The sequence below is a fragment of the Shinella yambaruensis genome (assembly GCF_022899355.1).
Classification (GTDB): Bacteria; Pseudomonadota; Alphaproteobacteria; order Rhizobiales; family Rhizobiaceae; genus Shinella; species Shinella yambaruensis.
Genome location: NZ_JALJCK010000001.1, coordinates 201205 through 222198 on the forward strand (window position 1 = coordinate 201205; position 20994 = coordinate 222198).

Annotated in this window: 24 protein-coding genes and 1 tRNA gene; 9 read left to right on the plus strand and 16 right to left on the minus strand. The window is 66.3% G+C overall.

The window, feature by feature from the left end; all coding sequences use genetic code 11:
• Positions 1-61: 61 nt before the first annotated feature.
• From fghA to MUU56_RS01000, 6 genes are all read right to left on the minus strand, one after another.
• On the minus strand, positions 62-895 hold the full coding sequence (fghA, locus tag MUU56_RS00975) for an S-formylglutathione hydrolase (RefSeq protein ID WP_244765487.1): 834 nt from the start codon (positions 893-895) through the stop codon (positions 62-64).
• A gap of 20 nt (positions 896-915) precedes the next feature.
• Positions 916-1572 (minus strand): DUF1345 domain-containing protein, encoded by a 657-nt coding sequence (locus tag MUU56_RS00980; RefSeq protein ID WP_244765488.1) that lies wholly within the window; start codon positions 1570-1572, stop codon positions 916-918.
• On the minus strand, positions 1569-2030 hold the full coding sequence (locus tag MUU56_RS00985; protein ID WP_244765489.1) for a YaiI/YqxD family protein: 462 nt from the start codon (positions 2028-2030) through the stop codon (positions 1569-1571). The genes MUU56_RS00980 and MUU56_RS00985 overlap by 4 nt, the downstream gene beginning before the upstream one ends.
• Before the next feature lie 39 nt (positions 2031-2069).
• The gene (locus tag MUU56_RS00990) at positions 2070-2495 is read right to left on the minus strand and encodes a GNAT family N-acetyltransferase (RefSeq protein WP_244765490.1); all 426 of its coding nucleotides are present in this window, start codon (positions 2493-2495) and stop codon (positions 2070-2072) included.
• Positions 2496-2530: 35 nt separating this feature from the next.
• Positions 2531-3658: an S-(hydroxymethyl)glutathione dehydrogenase/class III alcohol dehydrogenase gene (locus tag MUU56_RS00995; RefSeq protein ID WP_244765491.1), complete on the minus strand. Its 1128-nt coding sequence runs from the start codon at positions 3656-3658 to the stop codon at positions 2531-2533.
• A gap of 82 nt (positions 3659-3740) precedes the next feature.
• A complete protein-coding gene (locus MUU56_RS01000; RefSeq protein ID WP_244765492.1) occupies positions 3741-4145 on the minus strand; it encodes a helix-turn-helix domain-containing protein in 405 nt (134 codons plus the stop codon).
• A 143-nt stretch (positions 4146-4288) separates the two neighbouring features.
• Between MUU56_RS01000 and MUU56_RS01005 the strand changes: the two genes are divergently transcribed.
• Together MUU56_RS01005 and MUU56_RS01010 are read left to right on the plus strand one after the other, a co-directional pair.
• On the plus strand, positions 4289-5239 hold the full coding sequence (locus tag MUU56_RS01005) for a DMT family transporter (protein ID WP_244765493.1): 951 nt from the start codon (positions 4289-4291) through the stop codon (positions 5237-5239).
• A gap of 91 nt (positions 5240-5330) precedes the next feature.
• The gene (locus MUU56_RS01010; protein ID WP_244765494.1) at positions 5331-6575 is read left to right on the plus strand and encodes a hypothetical protein; all 1245 of its coding nucleotides are present in this window, start codon (positions 5331-5333) and stop codon (positions 6573-6575) included.
• On the opposite strand, the gene lipB is transcribed toward MUU56_RS01010, so the two are convergent.
• Entirely contained in the window at positions 6548-7294 is a 747-nt protein-coding gene (gene lipB, locus MUU56_RS01015; RefSeq protein WP_244765495.1) for a lipoyl(octanoyl) transferase LipB, read from the minus strand. The two genes, MUU56_RS01010 and lipB, sit on opposite strands and share 28 nt — an antisense overlap.
• Positions 7295-7488: 194 nt before the next feature.
• Here lipB and MUU56_RS01020 point away from each other — a divergent pair.
• Positions 7489-7573, plus strand: a tRNA-Leu gene (locus MUU56_RS01020).
• Between the two features lie 92 nt (positions 7574-7665).
• On the opposite strand, the gene MUU56_RS01025 is transcribed toward MUU56_RS01020, so the two are convergent.
• Entirely contained in the window at positions 7666-7914 is a 249-nt protein-coding gene (locus MUU56_RS01025) for a DUF982 domain-containing protein (protein WP_244765496.1), read from the minus strand.
• Between the two features lie 101 nt (positions 7915-8015).
• On the minus strand, positions 8016-8510 hold the full coding sequence (locus tag MUU56_RS01030; protein WP_244765497.1) for a peptide deformylase: 495 nt from the start codon (positions 8508-8510) through the stop codon (positions 8016-8018).
• A 303-nt stretch (positions 8511-8813) separates the two neighbouring features.
• Between MUU56_RS01030 and mgtE the strand changes: the two genes are divergently transcribed.
• Entirely contained in the window at positions 8814-10244 is a 1431-nt protein-coding gene (gene mgtE / locus MUU56_RS01035) for a magnesium transporter (RefSeq protein WP_244765498.1), read from the plus strand.
• Between the two features lie 117 nt (positions 10245-10361).
• On the plus strand, positions 10362-10748 hold the full coding sequence (locus MUU56_RS01040; RefSeq protein WP_244765499.1) for a MerR family transcriptional regulator: 387 nt from the start codon (positions 10362-10364) through the stop codon (positions 10746-10748).
• Positions 10749-10755: 7 nt separating this feature from the next.
• Here MUU56_RS01040 and MUU56_RS01045 read toward each other — a convergent pair whose 3' ends face one another.
• The 3 genes from MUU56_RS01045 to MUU56_RS01055 form a co-directional block, all read right to left on the minus strand.
• The gene (locus MUU56_RS01045; RefSeq protein WP_244765500.1) at positions 10756-11229 is read right to left on the minus strand and encodes a methyltransferase family protein; all 474 of its coding nucleotides are present in this window, start codon (positions 11227-11229) and stop codon (positions 10756-10758) included.
• Positions 11230-11233: 4 nt separating this feature from the next.
• Entirely contained in the window at positions 11234-12253 is a 1020-nt protein-coding gene (locus MUU56_RS01050) for an acetyltransferase domain-containing protein (protein ID WP_244765501.1), read from the minus strand.
• Between the two features lie 93 nt (positions 12254-12346).
• Entirely contained in the window at positions 12347-13036 is a 690-nt protein-coding gene (locus MUU56_RS01055; protein ID WP_244765502.1) for a DUF599 domain-containing protein, read from the minus strand.
• Between the two features lie 576 nt (positions 13037-13612).
• On the opposite strand from MUU56_RS01055, the gene MUU56_RS01060 reads away from it, so the two are divergent.
• The 3 genes from MUU56_RS01060 to MUU56_RS01070 all read left to right on the plus strand — a co-directional run bounded on the left by MUU56_RS01060 (position 13613) and on the right by MUU56_RS01070 (position 16645).
• Entirely contained in the window at positions 13613-15013 is a 1401-nt protein-coding gene (locus MUU56_RS01060) for an L-serine ammonia-lyase (RefSeq protein ID WP_244765503.1), read from the plus strand.
• Between the two features lie 76 nt (positions 15014-15089).
• Positions 15090-15527: a DUF1489 family protein gene (locus MUU56_RS01065; RefSeq protein ID WP_244765504.1), complete on the plus strand. Its 438-nt coding sequence runs from the start codon at positions 15090-15092 to the stop codon at positions 15525-15527.
• 83 nt (positions 15528-15610) lie between these two features.
• On the plus strand, positions 15611-16645 hold the full coding sequence (locus MUU56_RS01070) for an alpha/beta hydrolase family protein (RefSeq protein WP_244765505.1): 1035 nt from the start codon (positions 15611-15613) through the stop codon (positions 16643-16645).
• Here the strand turns inward: MUU56_RS01070 and MUU56_RS01075 are convergent.
• From MUU56_RS01075 to MUU56_RS01090, 4 genes are all read right to left on the minus strand, one after another.
• Entirely contained in the window at positions 16632-17648 is a 1017-nt protein-coding gene (locus tag MUU56_RS01075; protein ID WP_244765506.1) for a helix-turn-helix domain-containing protein, read from the minus strand. The genes MUU56_RS01070 and MUU56_RS01075 overlap by 14 nt on opposite strands.
• Before the next feature lie 61 nt (positions 17649-17709).
• Positions 17710-17982 carry a hypothetical protein gene (locus tag MUU56_RS01080; protein ID WP_244765989.1) on the minus strand — a complete coding sequence of 91 codons (273 nt, stop codon included), beginning with the start codon at positions 17980-17982 and terminating at the stop codon, positions 17710-17712.
• 165 nt (positions 17983-18147) lie between these two features.
• Complete coding sequence (locus MUU56_RS01085) at positions 18148-19626, minus strand: D-alanyl-D-alanine carboxypeptidase (RefSeq protein ID WP_244765507.1); 1479 nt, start codon at positions 19624-19626, stop codon at positions 18148-18150.
• Positions 19627-19731: 105 nt separating this feature from the next.
• On the minus strand, positions 19732-20493 hold the full coding sequence (locus MUU56_RS01090; RefSeq protein ID WP_244765508.1) for a hypothetical protein: 762 nt from the start codon (positions 20491-20493) through the stop codon (positions 19732-19734).
• Positions 20494-20746: 253 nt separating this feature from the next.
• Between MUU56_RS01090 and MUU56_RS01095 the strand changes: the two genes are divergently transcribed.
• Positions 20747-20962 (plus strand): hypothetical protein, encoded by a 216-nt coding sequence (locus MUU56_RS01095; RefSeq protein ID WP_244765509.1) that lies wholly within the window; start codon positions 20747-20749, stop codon positions 20960-20962.
• Positions 20963-20994 lie beyond the last annotated feature (32 nt).

Sequence of the window (20994 nt, forward strand, 5' to 3'; positions counted from 1 at the left end):
GGCGGGGAAGGGCAAGGACGGGGGCGGCATGCCAGCCATGCGCCCCCGCCATTGCAATGGCTCAGCCGAGACGCTCGGCATGCCACTTCAGGTGATCGTCCATGAAGGTGGAGATGAAGTAGTAGGAGTGGTCGTAGCGCTCGTGCATGCGCAGCGTCAAAGCGATGTCCGTATCCTTGACCGCTGCCTCGAAGAGCCAGGGGCGCAGGCCGTTTTCCAGGAAGCCGTCCGCCTTGCCCTGGTCGATGAGGAATTCCGGGAACCGGGCGCCATCGGCGACGAGCGCGCAGGCATCGTATTGCCGCCACGCCGCCTTGTCGGCGCCGAGATACTTTTCGAAGGCCGGGGCCGACCAGTCGGCGGTGGAGGGCTCGACGATCGGCGCGAAGGCCGAGCAGCTCCTGAAGCGCTCCGGGTTCCTGAGCGCGATCGTCATGGCGCCGTGGCCGCCCATCGAATGGCCGAAAATGCCCTGGCGCGCCATGTCCATGCGGAAATGCTGGCTGACGAAATTCGGCAGCTCCTCCGTCACATAGCTGTACATCTGGTAGTGTTCCGCCCAGGGCGCCTCGGTCGCGTCGAGATAGAAGCCGGCGCCCTTGCCCATCTGCCAGTTGGTGATTTCGTCCGGCACGTCGTTGCCGCGCGGGCTGGTGTCCGGGCAGACGACGATGAGGCCGAGCTCGGCGGCCATGCGCCGGTATTCGCCCTTCTCCATGACATTGGCATGGCTGCAGGTGAGGCCGGACAGATACCAGAGCACGGGGCGCGGCTCGTGGATCGCCTGCGGCGGCACGAAGACGGCGAAGGTCATCTCGCACTTGCAGGCTTCCGAATCATGGGCGAACACGCCCTGCATGCCGCCGAAGGCCGTGTTCTGGGAAAGCACTTTCATCTGGGAACTCCGTGTATGGTTCAGGTGGCGAGCGATACTGCCGCATTGACGGCGGCGGCAACCAGCACCGTGTTGAAGAAGAAGGAAACGATCGCGTGCAGCAGGTTGACCTTGCGCATCGCCGTGGAGGTGATGGCGACGTCCGAGGTCTGCGCGGTCATGCCGATGACGAAGGCGAAATAGAGGAAATCGTAGGCGCCGGGCGCGGCCTTGCCGGGAAAGTCGAGGCTTCGGCCGGCATCGAGGCTCGTTTCCGTGCTGCCGGGGCGCCAATAGAGATGGGCATAGTGCATGGCCGCCATGGTGTGGATGGTCAGCCAGCCGAGCGCGACGGAGGCGAAGGCGAGCACGAATTCGCCGAGGGAGGCGGCCGGCCGGTTGAGCACCACGAAGAGCGAGCCCGTGGAAACGGCGACGGCCGCGAACGTCACGGCGAAGATGACCGTGACCGGCTCGTCCGTGTCCGTCGCATAATATTCGAGATGGGCTGCGGTCAGGCGCGGCACGCGCCAGGCGGTCAAGAGGAGATAGCAGAGGAAGAAGGCGACGGCCGCGATGCCGATGGCGAAATCCGGCTTGAGCCAGAGCGCAAGGGCAAGCGCGAGGGCCGCCGCGCCGATGCCGACATAGAAGGGCAGGTGCCTGCCGTAGATCCTCGGCCCCGGCGCCTTTTTCATGGGGACGGGCCAGCCTGCGCGTTCTTCGCCCGGCGGCAGAGGCGGTCGAGCATTTCGAGGAAGGCGGAGCGGTCGCGCGGCGAGAAGGCGGCATTGTAGCCCTTGCTCTCGCCCGTTTCGCGCAGATGCGCGCCGAGGTCGCGCATGGCGCTCGCCATGCCGATATTGGTCTTGTCGAAGAGGCGGCCGGTGGGGCCGGTAACATGCGCGCCCTTCTCGACGCAGCGCACCGCCAGCGGCACGTCGGCCGTCACGACGATGTCGTCGGCGCCGACATTGTCGGCGATCCAGTTGTCCGCCGCGTCGAAGGCGCCCGAGACGATGACGTTGCGCACCATCGGGTCGCGCGACGGGCGCAGGCCCGAATTGGCGACGAAGGTCACCGCCATGCCATGGCGTTCCGCCACCTTGAGGATTTCGGGCTTTACCGGGCACGCATCCGCGTCAACGTAGATCATGGCGCCGCAATTTCCTGTATGTCGTGGTTCCGCGCAGTCTCAAGAATGGCCGGCAGGACGCTGCATGTCGATATGGGGAATACCATCCTCGACATATTCTCCCGATGTCGGCGCGAAACCCAAGGATCGGTAGAAGCGCTCCAGATGGCCTTGCGCGGAAAGGGCGATCGGTTGCCCCGGGAAATGCGCCTCGCAGGCCGATATCGCTTCGTGCATCAGGGCCTCGCCGAGGCGTTTGCCCCGGTGTCCGGGCGAAACGAGGACGCGGCCGATGCGCGGCACCCTGTTCTCCGGTTGCCACAGGCGCGCATAGGCGGCCGTCTCGCCGTCGATCAGCAGCCGCAGATGCAGCGCGTCCTCATCCTTGCCGTCGAGTTCGGGATAGGCGCAGGCCTGCTCGACGACGAAGACATCGACGCGCAGTCTCAAGAGAGCATAAAGCTCGACGGCGGAGAATGCTGCCATCCTCCGCACGTCGATTGTATAGGGGGTCGTGTCCGTCAATAGACCACGACACCGCGGATGGACTTGCCGGAATGCATGAGCTCGAAGCCCTCGTTGATGTCGTCGAGCGGCATCGTATGCGTGATCATCGGGTCGATCTGGATCTTGCCGTCCATGTACCAGTCGACGATCTTCGGCACGTCCGTACGCCCGCGCGCCCCGCCGAAGGCCGTGCCCATCCACTGGCGGCCCGTGACGAGCTGGAACGGACGGGTGGAAATCTCCTGGCCCGCGCCCGCAACGCCGATGATGACCGACTTGCCCCAGCCGCGATGGGCCGATTCCAGCGCCTGGCGCATCACCTTGGTATTGCCCGTGCAGTCGAACGTGTAGTCCGCCCCGCCGATCAGGTCGCCGTTCCGCTTCGTCATATTGACGAGATAGGGCACGATGTCCTCGCCGACCTCCTTCGGGTTGACGAAATGCGTCATGCCGAACTTCTCGCCCCATTCCTTGCGATCCGGGTTGATGTCGACGCCGATGATCATGTCCGCGCCGGCAAGGCGAAGGCCCTGCAGGACGTTGAGGCCGATGCCGCCGAGGCCGAAGACGATGGCGGTGGAGCCGATCTCGACCTTCGCCGTGTTGATGACCGCGCCGATGCCGGTCGTCACGCCGCAGCCGATGTAGCAAATCTTGTCGAAGGGGGCGTCCGGATTGACCTTGGCGAGCGCGATCTCGGGCAGGACCGTGAAGTTCGAGAAGGTCGAGCAGCCCATATAGTGGTGGATCTTGTCCTTGCCGATCGAGAAGCGGGAAGTGCCGTCGGGCATCAGGCCCTGGCCCTGCGTCGAACGGATGGCGGTGCAGAGGTTCGTCTTGCGCGACAGACACGAATAACATTCGCGGCATTCGGGCGTGTAGAGCGGGATGACGTGGTCGCCTTTCTTCACCGAGGTGACGCCCGGCCCGACATCGACGACGATGCCCGCGCCCTCATGGCCGAGGATGGCAGGGAAGAGGCCTTCCGGGTCGGCGCCCGACAGGGTGAAGTCGTCGGTGTGGCAGATGCCGGTCGCCTTCACCTCGACCAGCACCTCGCCGGCCCGCGGGCCTTCGAGCTGCACGGTCATGATTTCCAGCGGTTTTCCGGCCTGAACGGCAACGGCGGCGCGTACGTCCATCTTCGTCTCCCTATGCGGATTCTGTGTCGGGCCGACCATTGCAGAGCAGGTCCGGCCTCTCAAGTGCGGTTTCCGGAAAAAATCAGCCCTGATCTTTTTTGATCAATTTTGCGATCTCGGTTTCGAGCGCGGCGATCGCCTTGCCGGTCTGGTCGTGCAACTGGTGGATTTCACGCAGCTGGCGCAGGAGCGGATGCAGGTGCTCCTCGCCGGAGGGATCCGCCGGCGCCTCGCCGATGCCGGCGATCAGCCAGGAGGGGGAGACCGAGAGAACGCCGGCCAGCATGAACAGCGCCTTCGTCTCCGGCTCGGCATGGTCGCGCTCCCAGCCGCTCACCGTGGCTTCCGGCAGGCCGAGGCGGGCGGCGAGGTCTTCCAGGCCGAGCCCCAGCGCATCGCGCGCCCGCCAGATGCGCCCGCCGAGCGTGTCGCCGTCGGCGCGGCCCGAAGGGAAGGGGATGGTGTTGCTCTCGCCGGGAAAGGTCATCGCGGCCTCCATTGTCCTTGCCGCAAGTCTACAGGCAAGGCGCGAGGCCGGGCTACCTCAAATGCGCCGCGCCGATGACGCGATTTCCGGCATTGCCAGCCTGCGGAAAAGGACTATGCAGAGGCGAACGAAGGAGTCGCAGCATGAACACCACGGCCAGCACCACCGATCCGTCGGGCGCCGGCACGATGCAGGGCGTGGCGCTGATGGCGATCGCCATGCTGCTCCTGCCATGCATGGACGCCATCGCCAAATACATGGCGACCTTCGCGGACATGTCGCCGGGCCAAGTGACGTTCTACCGCTTCTTCTTCCAGGTGGTCTGCACGATCCCGCTGATCTTCACGGCGGCCGGCAGCGCCATGCTGCGGCCGAAGCGGCCGTGGCTCAACCTGCTGCGCGGCGCGATCCACGGGGCGGCGAGCCTTCTCTTCTTCGCGGCGGTGAAATACATGCCGCTCGCCGACGTCTTCGCGATCTATTTCGTCGAACCCTTCATCCTGACCGCCATGTCCGCGGCCTTCCTCGGCGACAGGGTCGGCTGGCGGCGCTGGCTTGCCATCGTCGTCGGCTTCGGCGGGGCGCTGATCGTCATCCAGCCGAGTTTCGTGCTGTTCGGCTGGACGGCGCTGCTGCCGGTCGCCTGCGCCTTCCTCTATTCCATCTATCTCTTCATGAACCGCGCGATCGGCGAGGCCGATTCGCCGCTGACCATGCAGACCATCGCGGGCTTCGGCGGCACGATCTTCATGGGCGCGGCGCTGTTCCTCGGAAATTCGGCCGGCATCGCCGATTTCGAACCCTCGCTGCCGGGCTCGCTCTTCGGCCTCGTCCTGCTCGTCATCCTCGGCGCGCTCTCCGGCTATGCGCATATGCTGGTCGTGCGCGCGTTCCGCATGGCGCCGCTCTCGCTGCTCGCCCCGTTCCAGTATTTCGAGATCATCTCGGCGACCGTGCTCGGCTATGCCATCTTCGGCGACTTCCCGACGCCTTCGAAATGGCTCGGCATCGCCATCATCGTCGCCTCGGGCCTCTTCATCATCTGGCGCGAGCACAGGAGCCGCAGGCTCCGGGCCGACATCGCCTTCGACTGACGGATTTTTCGCACAGGGCCGAATCTTAACATTTGTTAGGAGATTGCCGCTAGGCTCGATGCAACCTGCCATGACGGCCGGGGAGGGTGCCATGTCGACATCGGTTTCGGTGATCCTGCTTCTGGCGATCAATCTCGGCCTGATCTGGCTGCTGATCGCCGCGCCGGTCGGCCGCCGCACGCTGCACCTCACCCGCATCTTCAAGGCTCCGCCACCGCGCCTCGCCGCGCTCGTCAGCCCGCTCGGCGCCGAGGCGGACTGGCACCCTTCGGTCGTCTCCAGCGAGCGGCTGTCGGCCGGCCGGGTTCGGCAGACCTTCTCCCATCCCGACCGGCGGGGAAACCCGATCACCCGCACGCTGGCGGTGAACGAGGCGGCGGATGCGGAAAACATCGCCTGCGAAACGCGGGTGATCGAGGACAGCGCGCTCGATGCCGCCTTCTGGCGCAATTATGTGGAGCGGCGCACGCTGCGCCCGGTGCCGGGCGGGACGGCCCTGACCGTCGAGCAGACCGACCGCTATCGCGGCGTCGCCTTCCTCCTCTTCCGCTACATCCAGCTCCGCCGGGAGATGGCGGCGCTCGAGCAATGGCTGGAGACCGGCAGCGGCGAGGTGCGCGGCGTGCTGGAGCGCCCGGCGACGCAGGCCGGCCTCGCGGTGCTCTCCACCCTGCTGCTCTGGCCGTTCTTCGGGCTGACTGCGCATGGCCTCCTGCTGTCCACCCTGCTGACGGTGGTGATCGCCCTGCACGAGCTCGGCCACATGGCCGCCTACCGCACCTTCGGGCACCAGCGGGTGCGCATGATCTTCGTGCCGCTGCTCGGCGGCATCGCCGTCGGCGGGCGGCCGTACAATTCGCGGTTCGAGGTGGCGGTCTGTGCCCTGATGGGCGCCGGCATGCCGGCCTTCCTGGTGCCGCCGCTCATCGCGCTGCACGATGCGGCAGGCCCTTCCTCGGGCGCCGTGCTGCTGGTCTTCCTGCTGATTCTCGGCGCCTTCAACCTTCTGAACCTGCTGCCCATGCACCGGTTCGACGGCGGGCAGGTGCTGCGGCAGGTGTTTTCGAGCCGCCTCGGCCTTCTTTCGGCGAGTTTCCTGGTGACGCTGGCGATCCTCTGGGTGGGCTGGCGGATCGGCCTGCCGGTCGGCCTCCTGATCGCCGGTCTTGCGGTCTTCACCGTGCTAAGCCTCATCGGCGGGGGCGGCGTGAAGCCGCGCACGGCGCTCGACCCGATGACGGCGCCGCAGCGCCTGCTCGCCGGCTTCGGCCTCTACGCCGCCATCGTCCTGCACGGCTATGCGATCATCTATGCCTGCGACAGGCTGACGGGCTGACAGTCCGCCTCCGAAACGGTGGGGCCGAAGACATGCTCGAACGAATCGCGGATGCGCACATCCACATCGCTCATCATGACGGGCAGGCCGAGATCGACGAGGCTCGTCACGCCGTAGCCGCGGATGCCGCAGGGCACGATGCCGGAGAAATGGTCGAGATCCGGATCGACATTGAGCGAGAAGCCGTGAAAGCTCACCCAGCGCCGCAGGCGGATGCCGATGGCCGCGATCTTGTCCTCCGCCGGCGAACCGTCCGGCAGGGGCGGACGCTCCGGCCGGCGCACCCAGACGCCCACCCGGTCCTCGCGCCGCTCGCCGCGAACGTTCATCGAGGACAATGCGTCGATGACGACCTCCTCCAGCGCCGCCACGAAGGCGCGCACGTCCTGCCGCCGTCGCTTGAGGTCCAGCATGACATAGACGACCCGCTGGCCGGGGCCGTGATAGGTGTATTCGCCGCCGCGGCCCGTGGAGAACACCGGGAAGCGATCGGGCGCCACGAGGTCGGCGGCATCCGCGCTGGTGCCGGCCGTATAGAGCGGGGGATGTTCGACGAGCCAGACGAGCTCGTCGGCCTCGCCGTTCGCGATCGCCGCCGCCTCCCTTTCCATCGTTTCGACCGCCTCGTCATAGGCGACGAGGCCCTGCGCGACGCGCCAGCGCACCGGCGGCGAGCCGGGAATGGCGAGAAGGGAAGCGGATATGTCCTGACGCTGCATGATGGCCGTCCTTTTCATTCCTTTGTGCCAGATATAGGCGCAATCCTGCAAGGATTTCAGGGGTTTCAGGGGGCTTGCGCAGGCTCTGTTGAAATTGTTCGCTTTTCGTCATTTTTCTTTCGCAACGGCCTTGTGCACCCCAAATGCTTTTGCTACATGCACCCCCGTCGCCGCAAGACGACACCTACCACGATGCGGTCGTGGCGGAATTGGTAGACGCGCAGCGTTGAGGTCGCTGTGGGGCAACCCGTGGAAGTTCGAGTCTTCTCGACCGCACCAAAAAAACCCGGCTTTTCAGCCGGGTTTTTTGTTTTTGCTCACGGTTTCGATCCGCACGCGGTCCAACGGTGTTGAACGGCGCCGCCCCTTGCTCAGGCGACGATTTCCACGCGGGCTTCCCGCGCCGCCGCGATGAAGGCGAGGCGGGCACGCGCGGCGCTGGTGCGGCCCTCCAGCGCGCGGGCGCAGAAGGCAAGCGCCCGCTGGTAGGCCTTGCCGTAGGTCACCGGCCAGAGCTCGGCCAGGACGTACATCGCATTGCGGATATCCTCGATGAAACGTGGGCGCAGGGCACCCGGCAGCAGGATGCCCAGTTTTCGGTTCCAGTGGGTGGTCGGCATTTGTCTCGTCCCTTCATTCGCGCTTGAGAATGCGGGTCGGGACCGATGGTTCCAAAAAAATCGCGAGGCGATTCCGCTTCGTGCAGAAGGGCTTTCGCGGTTCAGGCCTTGCCCTTGGCGTACTTCTTGACGATGCGCTCGCGCTTCAGCCGCGAAAGGCGGTCGATCCAGAAGATGCCGTCGAGCTGGTCGATCTCGTGCTGCAGGCAGACCGAGAGCAGGCCGTCGGCCTCTTCCGTCCGCGCGGCGCCAGAAAGATCCTGGTAGGCGACGCGGATGCGGGCAGGGCGCTCCACCTCGTCGGTCACGCCGTGCATGGAGACGCTGCCCTCCGTGTGGCGCTGCTTTTCCGGCGAGAACCATTCGATGCGCGGATTCACATAGGCCTTGAGCGAGCCCGGCCCGTCGAGTTCGATCACCGTCAGCCGCTCCAGGATGCCGACATGGGCGGCGGTGATGCCGATGCCGGGGGCGGCCCGCATCGTGGCGGCAAGATCTTCGGCGAGCGTCGCCAGCCGCGCATCGAAGACCTCGACCGCTCGGCAGGGCAGGCGCAGGCGCGGATCGGGGTAGCTGAGGATGGGAAGGATCGCCATGGGGCCTCCGGATGCCGGTTGTGCGCCCTTCCTAGCCTGTTTGCGGCAGGGGGAAAACGTCGTGCCGGCGCACGGCATCGCGATTCGTGTGATTTTCGTGAAATTGCAACAGCTTGCGAAATTTTTGCGTCCAGCCGGCTTTTGCCGCTTTCGAAGATGGACCGGCCGCGCGCTTTGCTTTAGCAGGGGGGAAGGCAGCGATCCGCCCGGCGGCGCGCTGCGCCTCAACCCTCTACGCAATCCCTGTCGTCCCAGCGCCGCCGACATGCCGGGCGGGACGAGCCCGATACAAGGAGCGGCCCGATGGACGACACCGGCGACGACGACCGTATCCATCAGGGACAGGCAGAGCACAGTACCTTCGACGGCGAGGACATCTATGCCGAGGACGGTTCGATCCGCTCGGACTTCCTCATGCATGTCGGCGCGGCGATCGCCGACCGCGACCTCCTGTTCCTGCGCCGGCACGTCGCGCGGCTGCACGAATCGGAAATGGGCGACCTGCTGGAGGCCATCCAGCCGGAGCAGCGCCGCCAGCTCGTCTCCCTGCTCGGCGACGACTTCGATCTTGCGGCGCTGACCGAGGTCGACGAGGCGATCCGCCTCGACATCGTCGAGCACATGCCGAACGAGCAGATCGCCGCCGCGCTCGGCGAGATGGATTCGGACGATGCCGTCTACATCCTGGAAGACCTCGACCAGGAGGACCAGGAAGAAATCCTCTCCAAATTGCCGTTCACCGAACGGATCCGCCTGCGCCGCTCGCTGGACTATCCGGAAAGCACGGCCGGGCGCCGCATGCAGACCGAATTCGTCGCCGTGCCGCCGTTCTGGACGGTCGGCCAGACGATCGACTACCTGCGCGAGGACGCCGACCTGCCGGAGAGCTTTTCGCAGATCTTCGTCATCGACCCGACCTTCCGCCTGCTCGGCGCCATCGATCTCGACCGCGTGCTGCGCACCAAGCGCGGCACGAAGATCGAGGCGATCATGCGCGAGACGAACCATCCGATCCCGGCCGAGATGGACCAGGAAGAGGCCGCCCAGCTCTTCGAGCAGTACGACCTTCTCTCCGCCGCCGTCGTCGACGAGAACGGCCGCCTCGTCGGCGTCCTGACCATCGACGACGTGGTCGACGTCATCCAGGAGGAGGCCGAGGAGGACCTGATGCGCCTCGGCGGCGTCGGTGACGAAGAACTGTCCGACACCACCATCGAGACCGTGCGCTCGCGCGCGCCCTGGCTGCTCGTCAACCTCCTGACGGCCTTCGTCGCCGCCTCGGTCATCTCGCTCTTCGAGGCGACGATCGAGGAGATCGTGGCGCTCGCCGTGCTGATGCCGATCGTCGCCGGCATGGGCGGCAATGCGGGCTCGCAGACGATGACCGTCACCGTGCGGGCGCTGGCGACGCGCAACCTCGACATCCACAACGCCTGGCGCGTCGTGCGGCGCGAGGCGGGCGTCGGCCTGCTGCACGGCCTCGCCTTCGGCCTGATGATCGGCCTCGTCGCCGGCATCTGGTTCCATGATGCCAATATCGGCGGCGTCATTGCGGCGGCCATGCTGATCAACATGAGCGCGGCGGCGCTCGCCGGCATCGCCATTCCGCTCTTCCTCGACAAGGCAGGGGCGGACCCGGCCGTCTCCTCCGCGGTCTTCGTGACCGCCGTCACGGATATCGTCGGCTTCTTCGCATTCCTTGGGATCGCGACTTGGTGGTTCGCCATCCGCTGAGGCTTTTGCGGGGAACGCACGGCGCGATTTCGCGTTCGGATAGACGTCGAAAAGAGCGAAAATTGACTTATACGTAAAAGTCAATAAAATGCCTGCCCAGACGAGATCGGAGCAGGCGTGGACAAGTTTTATACCATAACCGAGCTGACGCGCGAATTCGGGGTTTCCACCCGCACGCTGCGCTTCTACGAGGACGAGGGGCTGATCAACCCCGAGCGCCGCGGCCGCACGCGTCTCTTCCGCCCGGCCGACCGCCGCCTCATCCAGGAAATCCTGCGCGGCCGGCGCATCGGCTTCACCATCGCCGAGATCCGCGACATCATCCGCGTCTACAAGGACCCGCCGGGCGAGGTCGGGCAGCTGGAGATGCTGATGGCGAAGGTCAGCGAGAAGCGCGACGAGCTGCGCCAGAAGCGGCGCGACATCGAGGAAACGCTGGCCGAACTCGACAATGTCGAGGAGGCCTGCCTGACGCGCCTCGCCGAAATCGGCGTCGGCACCTGACCCCTCGTCAGATCCAGCGCGTCGTCCCGTTGCAATAGCGTTCGAAATCGATGCCGAAGCGCGAGAGCAGGTGCAGCTCCTCGCGCTTGATGGCGACGATGCTCGTCAGCACGGCGGCGACCATGGCGGTCACGATGCACCAGGGATTGAGCACCGCAAGGCCGATGCCGGCGGTCGCCAGCGTATAGCCGAGGTAGATCGGGTTGCGGGTGAAGCGGTAGGGGCCGGACGTCACGAGATGGGTCGAGCAGCGGTTCGGCAGGATCGTCGTATGGCAGTCGAGCAGCGTGCGCATCGCCCAGACATCCAGCACGATGGCCATGACGATCAGGAGACCGCCGGCCGTGCGGGCGATCCAGATGTTCGTCTCGGCCGCCGCGAGCGGAAAATACGCCTGGAGCAGGAAGGCCGCCGCGAGCGCCGCGCCGTAGATCAGCGGAGGCCAGGGAAAGGCGAGTGGCTTCATGCGATAGGCGTTCATGATCCTACTCCTTCAGGTCGGTCTTCGTTTCCGCATCCATCGTGCATTGCGACGAGATCGCGGCGATGCGCTCGTCTTTCGTCACGTCGATCGCACCGCGCGCAAGGTCGGTGAGCAGGTTCTCTTCCGTCAGCCGGTCCAGCGTGCAGCCGCAGAAACTGCGGCAGAACCCGTCGCCGCGCTCGCTTTCGCAGGCGCGCATGCAGCTCTTCGTATAGCCGACGACGGGATCGGCTGCAGGCGCGGGCACCACGAGGGAAAAACCGTAGACCAGTGCGATCAGCACGGGCTGATGGATAAGGTAGATGGCGAGACTGTGGCGACCGGCCGTCTCCAGAAGGCTTTTCCACCAGACTTTCGTCTGGCCGCCGAAGCCGGCGAGCCGCCCAGGAAGCGGGCTTGCGACGAAGAGCCTGCCGAGCACGATGCCGATGAGCACCGGGGCGATCCAGGGCAGCAGCGGCACATAGTCGTTCGAGCGCGGGATATCGACCGAAAGCCCGACCCACCAGAGCGCCGGGTGATCGAAGAACGGCGCGCGCAGATAGAAGGGCGCTGCGACGGCGGCGGCGGCAGCAAGCAGCGTCACGACGAGCGGCAGGCGCAGGAAGAGGAGGCCGACGAGGCTCGCCGCGGCAATGGCATGCAGGATGCCGAAGAAGATGAAGGTCTCCGGGAAGGCGAACCAAGTGGCGAGGGTGATCGCCGCCGCCGCCAGCCCGATCTTTCCGAGCCGGATGAGGAAGGGCCTTGCGCGAAAACCCTGGACATGACCGAGCACCAGGCTGAAGCCGACGAGGAACAGGAAGGAGCCGGCGATCAGCCGCGCGAAGATCTTCCAGCCGCCGGTCGTCGCCGTATCCGGCTCGATATAGCCGAAGAAGCCGAGGTCCCAGGTGAAATGGTAGACCGCCATGGCGATCAGCGCGAGGGCACGGAGCTGGTCGATCAGCGGGATGCGCGGAAGGCGGCGCGGTACCGCGCCTTCTCCTGCCACATTGCCGTCAATCACCGTCGTCGTCATGGGTCGGGGTCGCCGCATTGCTTTGGTCCATGGGAGAATGTCACGCCAAGCTTGCGCCGGGCGGATGGCCGAAAGGTGGCCGCCGGGGGGATGTCAGTCGAGCCGTTCGAGAACGGCGAGGCGCGCTTCGGAATAGAACTGCCGGCGCACGAGCACGACGATGATGCTGACCGTCGTCGCGATGAAGAGATAGGGGCTGACGAACCAGCCGAGATAGCCGATCGACAGGAAGATGGCGCGCAGCCCCATGTTGAAGTGTTTTGCCGCAAGGATGTTCATGCGGATGACCTTGTCGGCGGCAAGGTCGGCGCCGGCCGGGTCCTTGTGGATGTCGCCGCTCATCGGGATCGCGCCGAGCAGGATCGTGCAGTAGTTGAAGAGGCGGTAGGACCAGCCGAACTTGAAGAAGGCATAGCCGAAGATGCCCGCGAGCCCGCCGACCTTCAGCTCGAAGCCGGCGCGGCTGCCCTGGAAGACCAGCGGCAGGTCGCTGAAAATGGCGAAGACCTGCTCCGTTGCGCCGAGCAGCGCGAAACAGCCGCCGAGCGCCAGGATCGAGGTGGAGGCGAAGAAGGCCGTGCCGTTCTGCAGGCCGGCCATGATCTGCGTGTCGATCATGCGCAGGTCGCGGTGCATCGCGTTGCGGATCCAGACGGCGCGCTGCGAGCTCATCGCCCGCGTGAGGCTGACGCGATCGAAGAACTTCGCCCGCTCCGTGATCCAGGAATATCCCGTCCACAGCAGGAGGAAGAGGGCGAGGGCGACGAAATCCGGTGTGCTCATGGCAAGCGTTGTGCCACGGATTCGGCATTTTGCAAGCGTCGCCGGGACGGTGGTCCGGGCCCGTTCAGACCTTGGGCGAAAAGGCGGCGGACCACTGCCGCGACTGCGCCGCCCAACCGTCTGATTTTGCGACATGTCATGCGCCTGGCGCGGGGCTCCTATGATCGGGACGCCTTGGTTTCGCCATTTTTGGCGATTGCGGTTTCATGAAATCTTCATTAAACAGACCGCCATGCAGGGCCGCCGCGGCCGTTGCAACGACATCTTCCATTCGGGGAAATCATGGAAAGTACCGTTCAGAAATCCTGCTGGGGCGTCACCGCCCGCGCAGTCCTCGGTTTCGGCGCAGTTCTGGTCATCGCCTATCTTTTCGGCGGCATCTGAAAACATCCGCCCGTCATCCTTACATGAACAGCGTGCTTCCCCGCGAAGCGCGCTGTTTTTGTTTCGAGGGCTGTTGGAAGCGACATGTCGCGCAGGTAAAACCCGATGTCGGGAGATCGCCTTACGTGCGCCGCGTGATGACGTAGCTTCAGGGATCAGAGCGCCTGCCGAGGCAAGGGAGAAGTCCGGACCATGTTTCTTTCGGTATTCGATGTTTTCAAGATCGGGATCGGGCCGTCGAGCTCCCACACGATGGGACCGATGTCGGCGGCGAACCGCTTTCTCGACCTCATCCTCTCCGCCGACTGGCCGCGGCCGTCGGGCGCGCAGGTCGCGACGATCCGCATGAGCCTGCACGGTTCGCTCGCCTATACCGGCGTCGGCCACGGCTCCGACCGCGCCGTCATCCTCGGCCTGATGGGCGAGCGGCCCGATTCGGTCGATCCGGACCGCATGGACGCCATCGTCGCCGAGGTGGAGCGCACAGGCCGCATCACGCCGCCCGGCCATCCCGGCTATGCCTTCCGGCCGAAGGACGACCTGATCTTCGACAAGAAGAACCCGCTGCCCGGCCATGCCAACGGCATGACCTTCTCGGCCTATGACCGCGACGACCGGCTGCTCCTCAAGCGCATCTACTATTCCGTCGGCGGCGGCTTCGTCGTCACGGACACCGAACTGGAGCAGATGCGCGCCAGCAAGGCGAAGGCAGGCGACAAGAAGGTGCCGTTCCCCTTCGCCTCGGCCAAGCAGATGCTGGAAATGGCGGAGCGCTCCGGCATGACGATCGCCCAGATGAAGCGCGCCAACGAGGAAGCCACCATGTCGCGCGAGGAACTGGATGCCGGCCTCGACCGCATCTGGGGCGCGATGAAGAGCTGCATCGACCGCGGCCTCAAGAACGAGGGCATCATGCCGGGCGGGCTGAAGGTGCGCCGGCGTGCCCGCTCGATCCATGACAAGCTGCAGGAGGAGTGGCGCTCCAACAAGGCGAACCCGCTGCTCGCCAACGACTGGCTCTCCGTCTATGCCATGGCGGTCAACGAGGAGAATGCGGCAGGCGGGCGCGTCGTCACCTCGCCGACCAACGGTGCGGCCGGCGTCGTGCCCGCGACGATCCGCTACTACCTGCATTTCCACGAGGATGCCGACCAGGACGGCATCCGCGACTACCTGCTGACGGCGGCTGCCGTCGGCGGCATCATCAAGCACAATGCCTCGATCTCGGGCGCCGAAGTCGGCTGTCAGGGGGAGGTGGGGTCCGCCTCCGCCATGGCCGCCGCCGGGCTTGCCGCCGTGATGGGCGGCACGCCGGAGCAGGTGGAGAACGCCGCGGAAATCGCGCTGGAGCACCATCTCGGCATGACCTGCGACCCCATTGCCGGCCTCGTGCAGGTGCCCTGCATCGAGCGCAACGCGCTCGGGGCGGTGAAGGCCGTGACCGCCGCCTCGCTCGCACTCAAGGGCGACGGCGTGCATTTCGTGCCGCTCGACGCCTGCATCGAGACGATGCGCCAGACGGGCGTCGACATGAATGAGAAATACAAGGAAACCTCCACCGGCGGCCTTGCCGTCAATGTGGTGGAGTGCTGAGGCTTTCGCCGCGAACGCTGTGGAGTGCGACATGGCGGCCCCTTGACCGGGCCGCCGCAAGAGCGTTCAAAGGGGCATGGCCCTGCATCTCATCAAACTCTGTGTCGGCGCGGACTCGATCGAGGACCTGCGCGAATGGGTGTCCGAACGCTCGCTGATCGCGATCGCCGCGGGCATGGAACCGCATTCGAGCCACATCACCCGCATGGTGCCCAAGCGCGACCAGGACCTGCTCGACGGCGGCTCGCTCTACTGGGTGATCAAGGGCCAGGTGCAGGCGCGCCAGCGCCTCCTCGGCATCAAGACCTTCACGGATGTCGACGGCATCTCCCGCTGCGAGCTGGTGCTCGGGCCGGAGGTCGTCGAGACCGAGCTGCAGCCGCGCCGCGCCTTCCAGGGCTGGCGCTACCTGACGGAAGACGACGCGCCGCGCGACCTCAGGAACATGGGCGACGGCACGGCAGACCTGCCGCTGGAACTGCGGCGCGAACTCGCCGAACTCGGCCTTCTCTGAAATCCGACGTCCTCGATCGCGTTTCAGGTCTCTTTCCCCGACGTCTTGCCGCATCCCGGCCTCGTTCAACCAACGAGGCTTCCATGCTGAAAACACTCTTCCTTGCCGCCACGCTTCTCGCCGGCGCCGCGACATCCTGCAATGCCGGTGCGCTCGGCGTCCGCGACATCAGGATCGCCGGGTCACCGGAGGGGCGCGCGCTCTTCGCGGTCGTCTGGTATCCGACATCCGATACCGGAAAGGCGGCTCCCGTCGCGGAGAACCCCGCCTTCCTGGGCATCCCCGCGATCCGCGATGCCGGGATCGGCGCGGGCACGCACCCGCTCGTCGTGCTGTCGCACGGTTATGGCGGAAGCTGGCGCAATCTGAGCTGGCTCGCCGGCGAACTCGCCGCGCGCGGCTATATCGTCGCCGCGCCGGACCATCCCGGCACCACGACCTTCGACAGGAGCGCGGCCGAGGCGGCGAAACCCTGGGAACGGCCACGCGACCTCAGCCGGCTTATCGACGCGCTGCTGGAAGACGGGGACATCGCCGATCGCATCGCGGCCGACCGCATTGCCGTTATCGGCCATTCGCTCGGTGGCTGGACGGCCGCGGCCCTTGCCGGCGCGCGGTTCGATGCGGAGCGGTTCACGGCGGATTGCACGATGAACACGAGCCCGCGTGCCTGCAGCCTGACGGCAGAACTCGGACTGGACGGCACCGGTGCCGGCCGCCAGAAGCTCGAGGGCGAGCTCGGCGATCCGCGCATCGGCGCTTTCGTTTCGCTCGATCTCGGCCTGGCGCGGGGTTTTTCTCCGGAAAGCCTTGCGGCCCTTCGCGTGCCGGCCCTGGTGATCGCGGCGGGCACCGATATCGGCGACATGCCGGCCGAACGGGAATCGGGCTACCTCGCAAGGGCGCTTCCGGCAGCGAGCAGCACCTATGTCGTCATCCCCGACGCCATGCATTTCAGCTTCCTGCAGGTCTGCAAGCCGGGCGCGGCGGAGAGGATCGAGGCGGAAACGCCCGGCGACGGCATCGTCTGCAAGGATGGCGGCATCCGCGGCCGCGCGGCGATCCACCGCGAGGTCGCCGATCGCATCCTCGCCTTCCTGGCCGTCAGCCTGCCGTAGGTGCGCGACGATAGTCGCTCGGGCACCGGCCGGTGGCCTTCAGGAATTCCCGGTTGAAGTTCGACTTGGTCTGGAACCCGGCTTCGAACATGACGGCGGTGACCGGCAGGTCCGTCTCCGCCAGCAGGCGCTTCGCCGCCTCGATGCGGTAGCCGTTGACCAGTTGCGAGACGTTGCGGTTCTCGCGGCGGTTGACGGCGCCCGAGATCTGGCGGGGCGGAAGGCCGGCGCGCCGCGCGATCCGGTTCAGGGTGAGGTCGGGGTCGCGGAAGAGCTCCTTCTCGCGCATCAGCCGGTCGATCGCCTCCACGATGCGGCTGTCGTCTTCCGTCGGCGCGCGCGGCAGGTCGGCAGGGGCCGTCTCGCCGGCAGCGTCCGCCGGCAGGCTGCGCCCGATGGTGGCGACGGCGTAGGCGAGGACAGGCAGGAGAAGAATGTTGCCGGCGGCCACGATCAGCGCGGCATGGTCGCCGCTGTAAAGGCCGAAATCGACGGCGATGAGGAGATCGACCAGCGCCGACACGACGAGCGTGCCGCCCGCCATGCGCGCCGCATTCTCGGCCCGGGCCGTATCGCTCAGCCGCGCTGCGGCAAAGCCGTCCGGCCCGGCCCTGGCGAGGCGCAGCAGGGCGAGCCCGTAGCCGACATAGAGAAGCGCGAGCAGCAGGTCGACCGGCGACCGCCAGACTTGCCAGGTGGCGGACAAGAGTAGAGCAAGGGCGACCGGCAGCAGGTACAGCCAGCGGGCCCTGCCGCGCTCAGTGTGCCCGGCTGTGAAGCAGAGCCAGGCGATCGGCGGCAGCGCGGCGGCAAGGACGGGCTGGAGAAAGCGCACGAACGGCGCGTCGAACGACCACCGGGCGCCGACCGCGAACGCGACGACCATGCAGGCGGCGACGAAGCCGATGGCAGGCCGCAGCGCGGTTTGGCGCAGCAGCACCAGCTTCAGGAGAAGGACGGCGAGCAGCAGCGCGATGATGAAGGGAAGCGGAATTGCCGGCATGGTCCTGCACAGCGGATGTCAGGCCCCTTTGCAAGGGGCGCGTCGCCGGTTCAGGCGACCCTCAGCGCAGGCGCAGGCGAACCGGATGGCGGCGCTCGCTGACGCCGACATGGAGATGGATCCCGGCGGCCGGCTGGCCCGAGCGCCAGGCCCTCGCGCCATGGGCGAGCAGCATGCCGACGAGATCCTTCGTCCTGTTGCGCGAACGGCCGAGCCCGATATCCGCGATCCGCATCGCCGCCTCGTGCAGCGGGTGGAGCGTGCCCTTCAGCGACCTGCGCTTTTCCGCGCCGGCTACGGGGGGAGCATCGAACAGGTTCTCGTTCATCGCCATGATCTGCCTCGTACGCATTACCCAATCGAGGATGGCAGAGCCGCTTTCGCGACATTCCGCCTGCCTTGCTCCGCAGTCCCGGGATGCACTACCTGTCCGGTGACTGTGCTGGCGCAAGGCGAGATTTGAGGGAGCGCGCCGGTGGTTCGGCGCGTCCGGTCGTTCTTACTGCTGGCTGGCCCAGCAGGCGAAACCCTTGCGCTTCAGCGCCTTGCAGGCGGCCGTCGCGCGGTCCTGGTTGTCGAAGCCGCCGAAGCGGGCGCGGAACAGCTGCTGGCTGCCGCTGTTGACGGCGACCGTGAAGGGCTGCGCGCTGGAAAGCGCCTTGCCGCCCTGGTTCTTCGCCTTGGAAAGCAGGTCCTGTGCCTGGCCCTTGTCGGGCGTCGCGCCGATCTGGATGACCCAGCCCGAGGGCACGGCATCCGTGGCGAGCGAGGCAACGGTGGAGGAGGTGGTCAGCTCGTCGACGGCGGCGCCCGCATCCCCCTGTTCCGTCAGGTCCGCCGGCGGCACGGCCGCGTCGCGCTGGATCTTCAGCGTTGCGGCGAGGGCACGCTTGCCGACGACTTCCGAAGCCGCGTCCGACGTGGCGGCATAGGCCGTCTCGATGCGGGCCTCATTGTAGCGATAGGTCGGGATCGGGCCGTTCTCCGGCAGGTCGAGGCTGCCGGAAACCGATGCGGTGACCGCCTTGCCGGCGACCTCGGCGGTCAGCGTCGGGGCATCCTTGGTTTCGGCGATCAGGTTGCCGCCGCCGCGGCGCGAGGCCTTCGGCATGTAGGTGGCGATGAGCTTGCGCATCTGCTGGTCGCGGGCAGCGCCCGAGCGGCCACCGATGACGACGCCGACGACGCTGCGCCCGTCGGCCACGGCCGAGGTCACGAGGTTGTAGCCGGAAGCGCGGGTATAGCCGGTCTTGATGCCGTCGACGCCGCGCACGGTGCCGAGCAGCCGGTTGTGGCCGTTGATCGTCTGCTTGCCGAAGCGGAAGCTGCGGACGGAGAAATAATCGTAATATTGCGGAAAGTGCTGGCGCAGCGCGATGCCGAGGCGGGCCTGGTCGCGGGCGGTCGTCACCTGTGCCGTGTTGGGAAGGCCGTTGGCGTTGCGGTAGACGGTGCGCGTCATGCCGAGCGCGCGCGCCTTCTGCGTCATCATGCGGGCGAAGCGCTCTTCCGAGCCGCCGAGGAATTCGGCGAGCGCCGTGGAGGCGTCGTTCGCCGAGCGGGTGATGAGGCCGAGCATCGCCTGTTCGACGGTGATCGAATTGCCGGCGCCGACACCGAGCTTCGTCGGCGGTTCGCTCGCGGCGTTCTTGGAGAAGGGGACGCGGGTGTTGAGGCGGATCTTCCCGGCCTCCAGCGCCTCGAAGGTGAGGTAGAGCGTCATCATCTTGGTGAGCGAGGCGGGATAGCGCAGCGCGTCCGCATCCTCGCTGTAGAGCACCTTGCCCGTCTTGGCGTCGATGACGATGCCGGAATATTTCGGATTGGCTTCGGCCGGGGTGGCGACCGCGACGGTGGCGACCATTCCGATCATCACCAGACCTTTCGCCGCAGTGGCAAATGCCTGGCAGGAGCGGGGGAGGAAATCGAGGAATACGGAACGGGACACTACGTTACTCTTCATTCTCGGATTGCACATGCTGTCCGGACCTGACCGCCCGGATCGACCATTTCCGGCACAGTAGCGGGATAGCGTTACCAATCGGTTTATGATGAATCATTGGTTTCTGAGGTTGGCGGTGTTTTATCGGCCGAAGCCGGTGGACGAGGGGCGGCCGTTGCGGATGAGCGATCGGCCGAGATAGTCGCGAATGCGCGCCTCCATGGCCTGCCACTGCGGCAAAAGTCTGCTCGAAAAACGGTAAAGCACGGAAAGATCCCGGCCGATGTGGATATCGCGCTGGCAATCGGCGCTGGTCGATTGCGCTTCGTCGGCCGGGATCATGCAGCGCACTGCATAGCCGGTGCCGTCCGGCAGGGTGCCCGTGAAGAACACTTCGTCGCCGTAACCGGAGTTCTCCTTCAGGCGCCGCAGGGTGAGGCCGGCAGGGCCGGGCCCGGGCTCGTCGCCGAAAAGGTGGCTGTAGATCGGCTCCAGCCGGCCGGACATGTCCTTCGACATGGTGCTCTGTGAAAGATTGAGGAAAACCAGGCCTTCCGGCCGGCCGGCATCGTTGAACCGGCTGCGCTGCGCATTGGAATAGCCCTGCATTTCCGGCCAGGTGAAATAAAGATCGACCCGTTCGGTGCGCCCCGTCTGGCGCTGCTCCTCGAAGCGGATCGTGTTGGCGGGAAGCCGGATCTGGTCCTGGCCGATGACCACGTCGACGAGCTCGGCGCTCTCCGTATGCCCCGCCTGGGCGATGCGTTCGCCGAGCATTCGGCCGGCGACGCTGATCGCCACCGTCAGGCTCGCCAGCACGGCGACGCCGATCGTCAGGCGCGTCAGCAGGCGATGGGAGATGAGGGGCGTGTGTTCATCGTTGCCGGTCGCTGCCGCTGTCATCTCTTCCACCCTCGATGGCCCGGTCGGACTCGGCTTTCCCGGTGCTTCGACCCTGTGCGGAGCCTCTGCGAACAGGGTTAATTTTTGGTTGAGATCGGGCGGTCGAGAAAGGGCCGGCGCGTCATGCCCTGCGAGGGCCGCGGGGCCGGTCCTGCAAGATTTCCCGACTTGTTGCTGACGCATTCTGCTCCTAGAATCGCACCTGCACCCGACAGCAATCATGCCGGCTGGATGCGGAACAGGGGAGGCAGCCATGGACGTGCTTCGAGACCCCGCGCATATCGGCATATTCGAGCCGCAGGACCTCGTCGTCCTGCAGCGTGTCTTCACCCGATTGGCGGCAACAAACACCCCCGGCCTCGACGAGGCCCGCGCGCGGTCGCTCGCCCGGTCGATCATCACGCTCTATCGACACGGCGTACGCGACCCGGAGCAGCTCTTCGACGTGCTGCAGGTTCCGGCCTCGTGACGTTGAAGACGGCGATGAAAGCGCCTTGCGCT

Bases quoted from the DNA above. Each gene is read 5' to 3' on its own strand.
- MUU56_RS01055 (WP_244765502.1), bottom strand. From the start codon at position 13,036: ATGAGCACACCGGATTTCGTCGCCCTCGCCCTCTTCCTCCTGCTGTGG.
- MUU56_RS01005 (WP_244765493.1), top strand. From the start codon at position 4,289: ATGAACACCACGGCCAGCACCACCGATCCGTCGGGCGCCGGCACGATG.
- MUU56_RS01050 (WP_244765501.1), bottom strand. From the start codon at position 12,253: ATGACGACGACGGTGATTGACGGCAATGTGGCAGGAGAAGGCGCGGTA.
- mgtE (WP_244765498.1), top strand. From the start codon at position 8,814: ATGGACGACACCGGCGACGACGACCGTATCCATCAGGGACAGGCAGAG.
- MUU56_RS00995 (WP_244765491.1), bottom strand. From the start codon at position 3,658: ATGGACGTACGCGCCGCCGTTGCCGTTCAGGCCGGAAAACCGCTGGAA.
- fghA (WP_244765487.1), bottom strand. From the start codon at position 895: ATGAAAGTGCTTTCCCAGAACACGGCCTTCGGCGGCATGCAGGGCGTG.
- MUU56_RS01070 (WP_244765505.1), top strand. From the start codon at position 15,611: ATGCTGAAAACACTCTTCCTTGCCGCCACGCTTCTCGCCGGCGCCGCG.
- MUU56_RS01065 (WP_244765504.1), top strand. From the start codon at position 15,090: ATGGCCCTGCATCTCATCAAACTCTGTGTCGGCGCGGACTCGATCGAG.
- MUU56_RS01095 (WP_244765509.1), top strand. From the start codon at position 20,747: ATGGACGTGCTTCGAGACCCCGCGCATATCGGCATATTCGAGCCGCAG.
- MUU56_RS01080 (WP_244765989.1), bottom strand. From the start codon at position 17,982: ATGGCGATGAACGAGAACCTGTTCGATGCTCCCCCCGTAGCCGGCGCG.
- MUU56_RS01000 (WP_244765492.1), bottom strand. From the start codon at position 4,145: ATGACCTTTCCCGGCGAGAGCAACACCATCCCCTTCCCTTCGGGCCGC.
- MUU56_RS01025 (WP_244765496.1), bottom strand. From the start codon at position 7,914: ATGCCGACCACCCACTGGAACCGAAAACTGGGCATCCTGCTGCCGGGT.
- MUU56_RS00980 (WP_244765488.1), bottom strand. From the start codon at position 1,572: ATGAAAAAGGCGCCGGGGCCGAGGATCTACGGCAGGCACCTGCCCTTC.
- MUU56_RS01010 (WP_244765494.1), top strand. From the start codon at position 5,331: ATGTCGACATCGGTTTCGGTGATCCTGCTTCTGGCGATCAATCTCGGC.
- MUU56_RS01030 (WP_244765497.1), bottom strand. From the start codon at position 8,510: ATGGCGATCCTTCCCATCCTCAGCTACCCCGATCCGCGCCTGCGCCTG.
- MUU56_RS00985 (WP_244765489.1), bottom strand. From the start codon at position 2,030: ATGATCTACGTTGACGCGGATGCGTGCCCGGTAAAGCCCGAAATCCTC.
- MUU56_RS00990 (WP_244765490.1), bottom strand. From the start codon at position 2,495: ATGGCAGCATTCTCCGCCGTCGAGCTTTATGCTCTCTTGAGACTGCGC.
- lipB (WP_244765495.1), bottom strand. From the start codon at position 7,294: ATGCAGCGTCAGGACATATCCGCTTCCCTTCTCGCCATTCCCGGCTCG.
- MUU56_RS01075 (WP_244765506.1), bottom strand. From the start codon at position 17,648: ATGCCGGCAATTCCGCTTCCCTTCATCATCGCGCTGCTGCTCGCCGTC.
- MUU56_RS01085 (WP_244765507.1), bottom strand. From the start codon at position 19,626: ATGTGCAATCCGAGAATGAAGAGTAACGTAGTGTCCCGTTCCGTATTC.
- MUU56_RS01060 (WP_244765503.1), top strand. From the start codon at position 13,613: ATGTTTCTTTCGGTATTCGATGTTTTCAAGATCGGGATCGGGCCGTCG.
- MUU56_RS01090 (WP_244765508.1), bottom strand. From the start codon at position 20,493: ATGACAGCGGCAGCGACCGGCAACGATGAACACACGCCCCTCATCTCC.
- MUU56_RS01045 (WP_244765500.1), bottom strand. From the start codon at position 11,229: ATGAACGCCTATCGCATGAAGCCACTCGCCTTTCCCTGGCCTCCGCTG.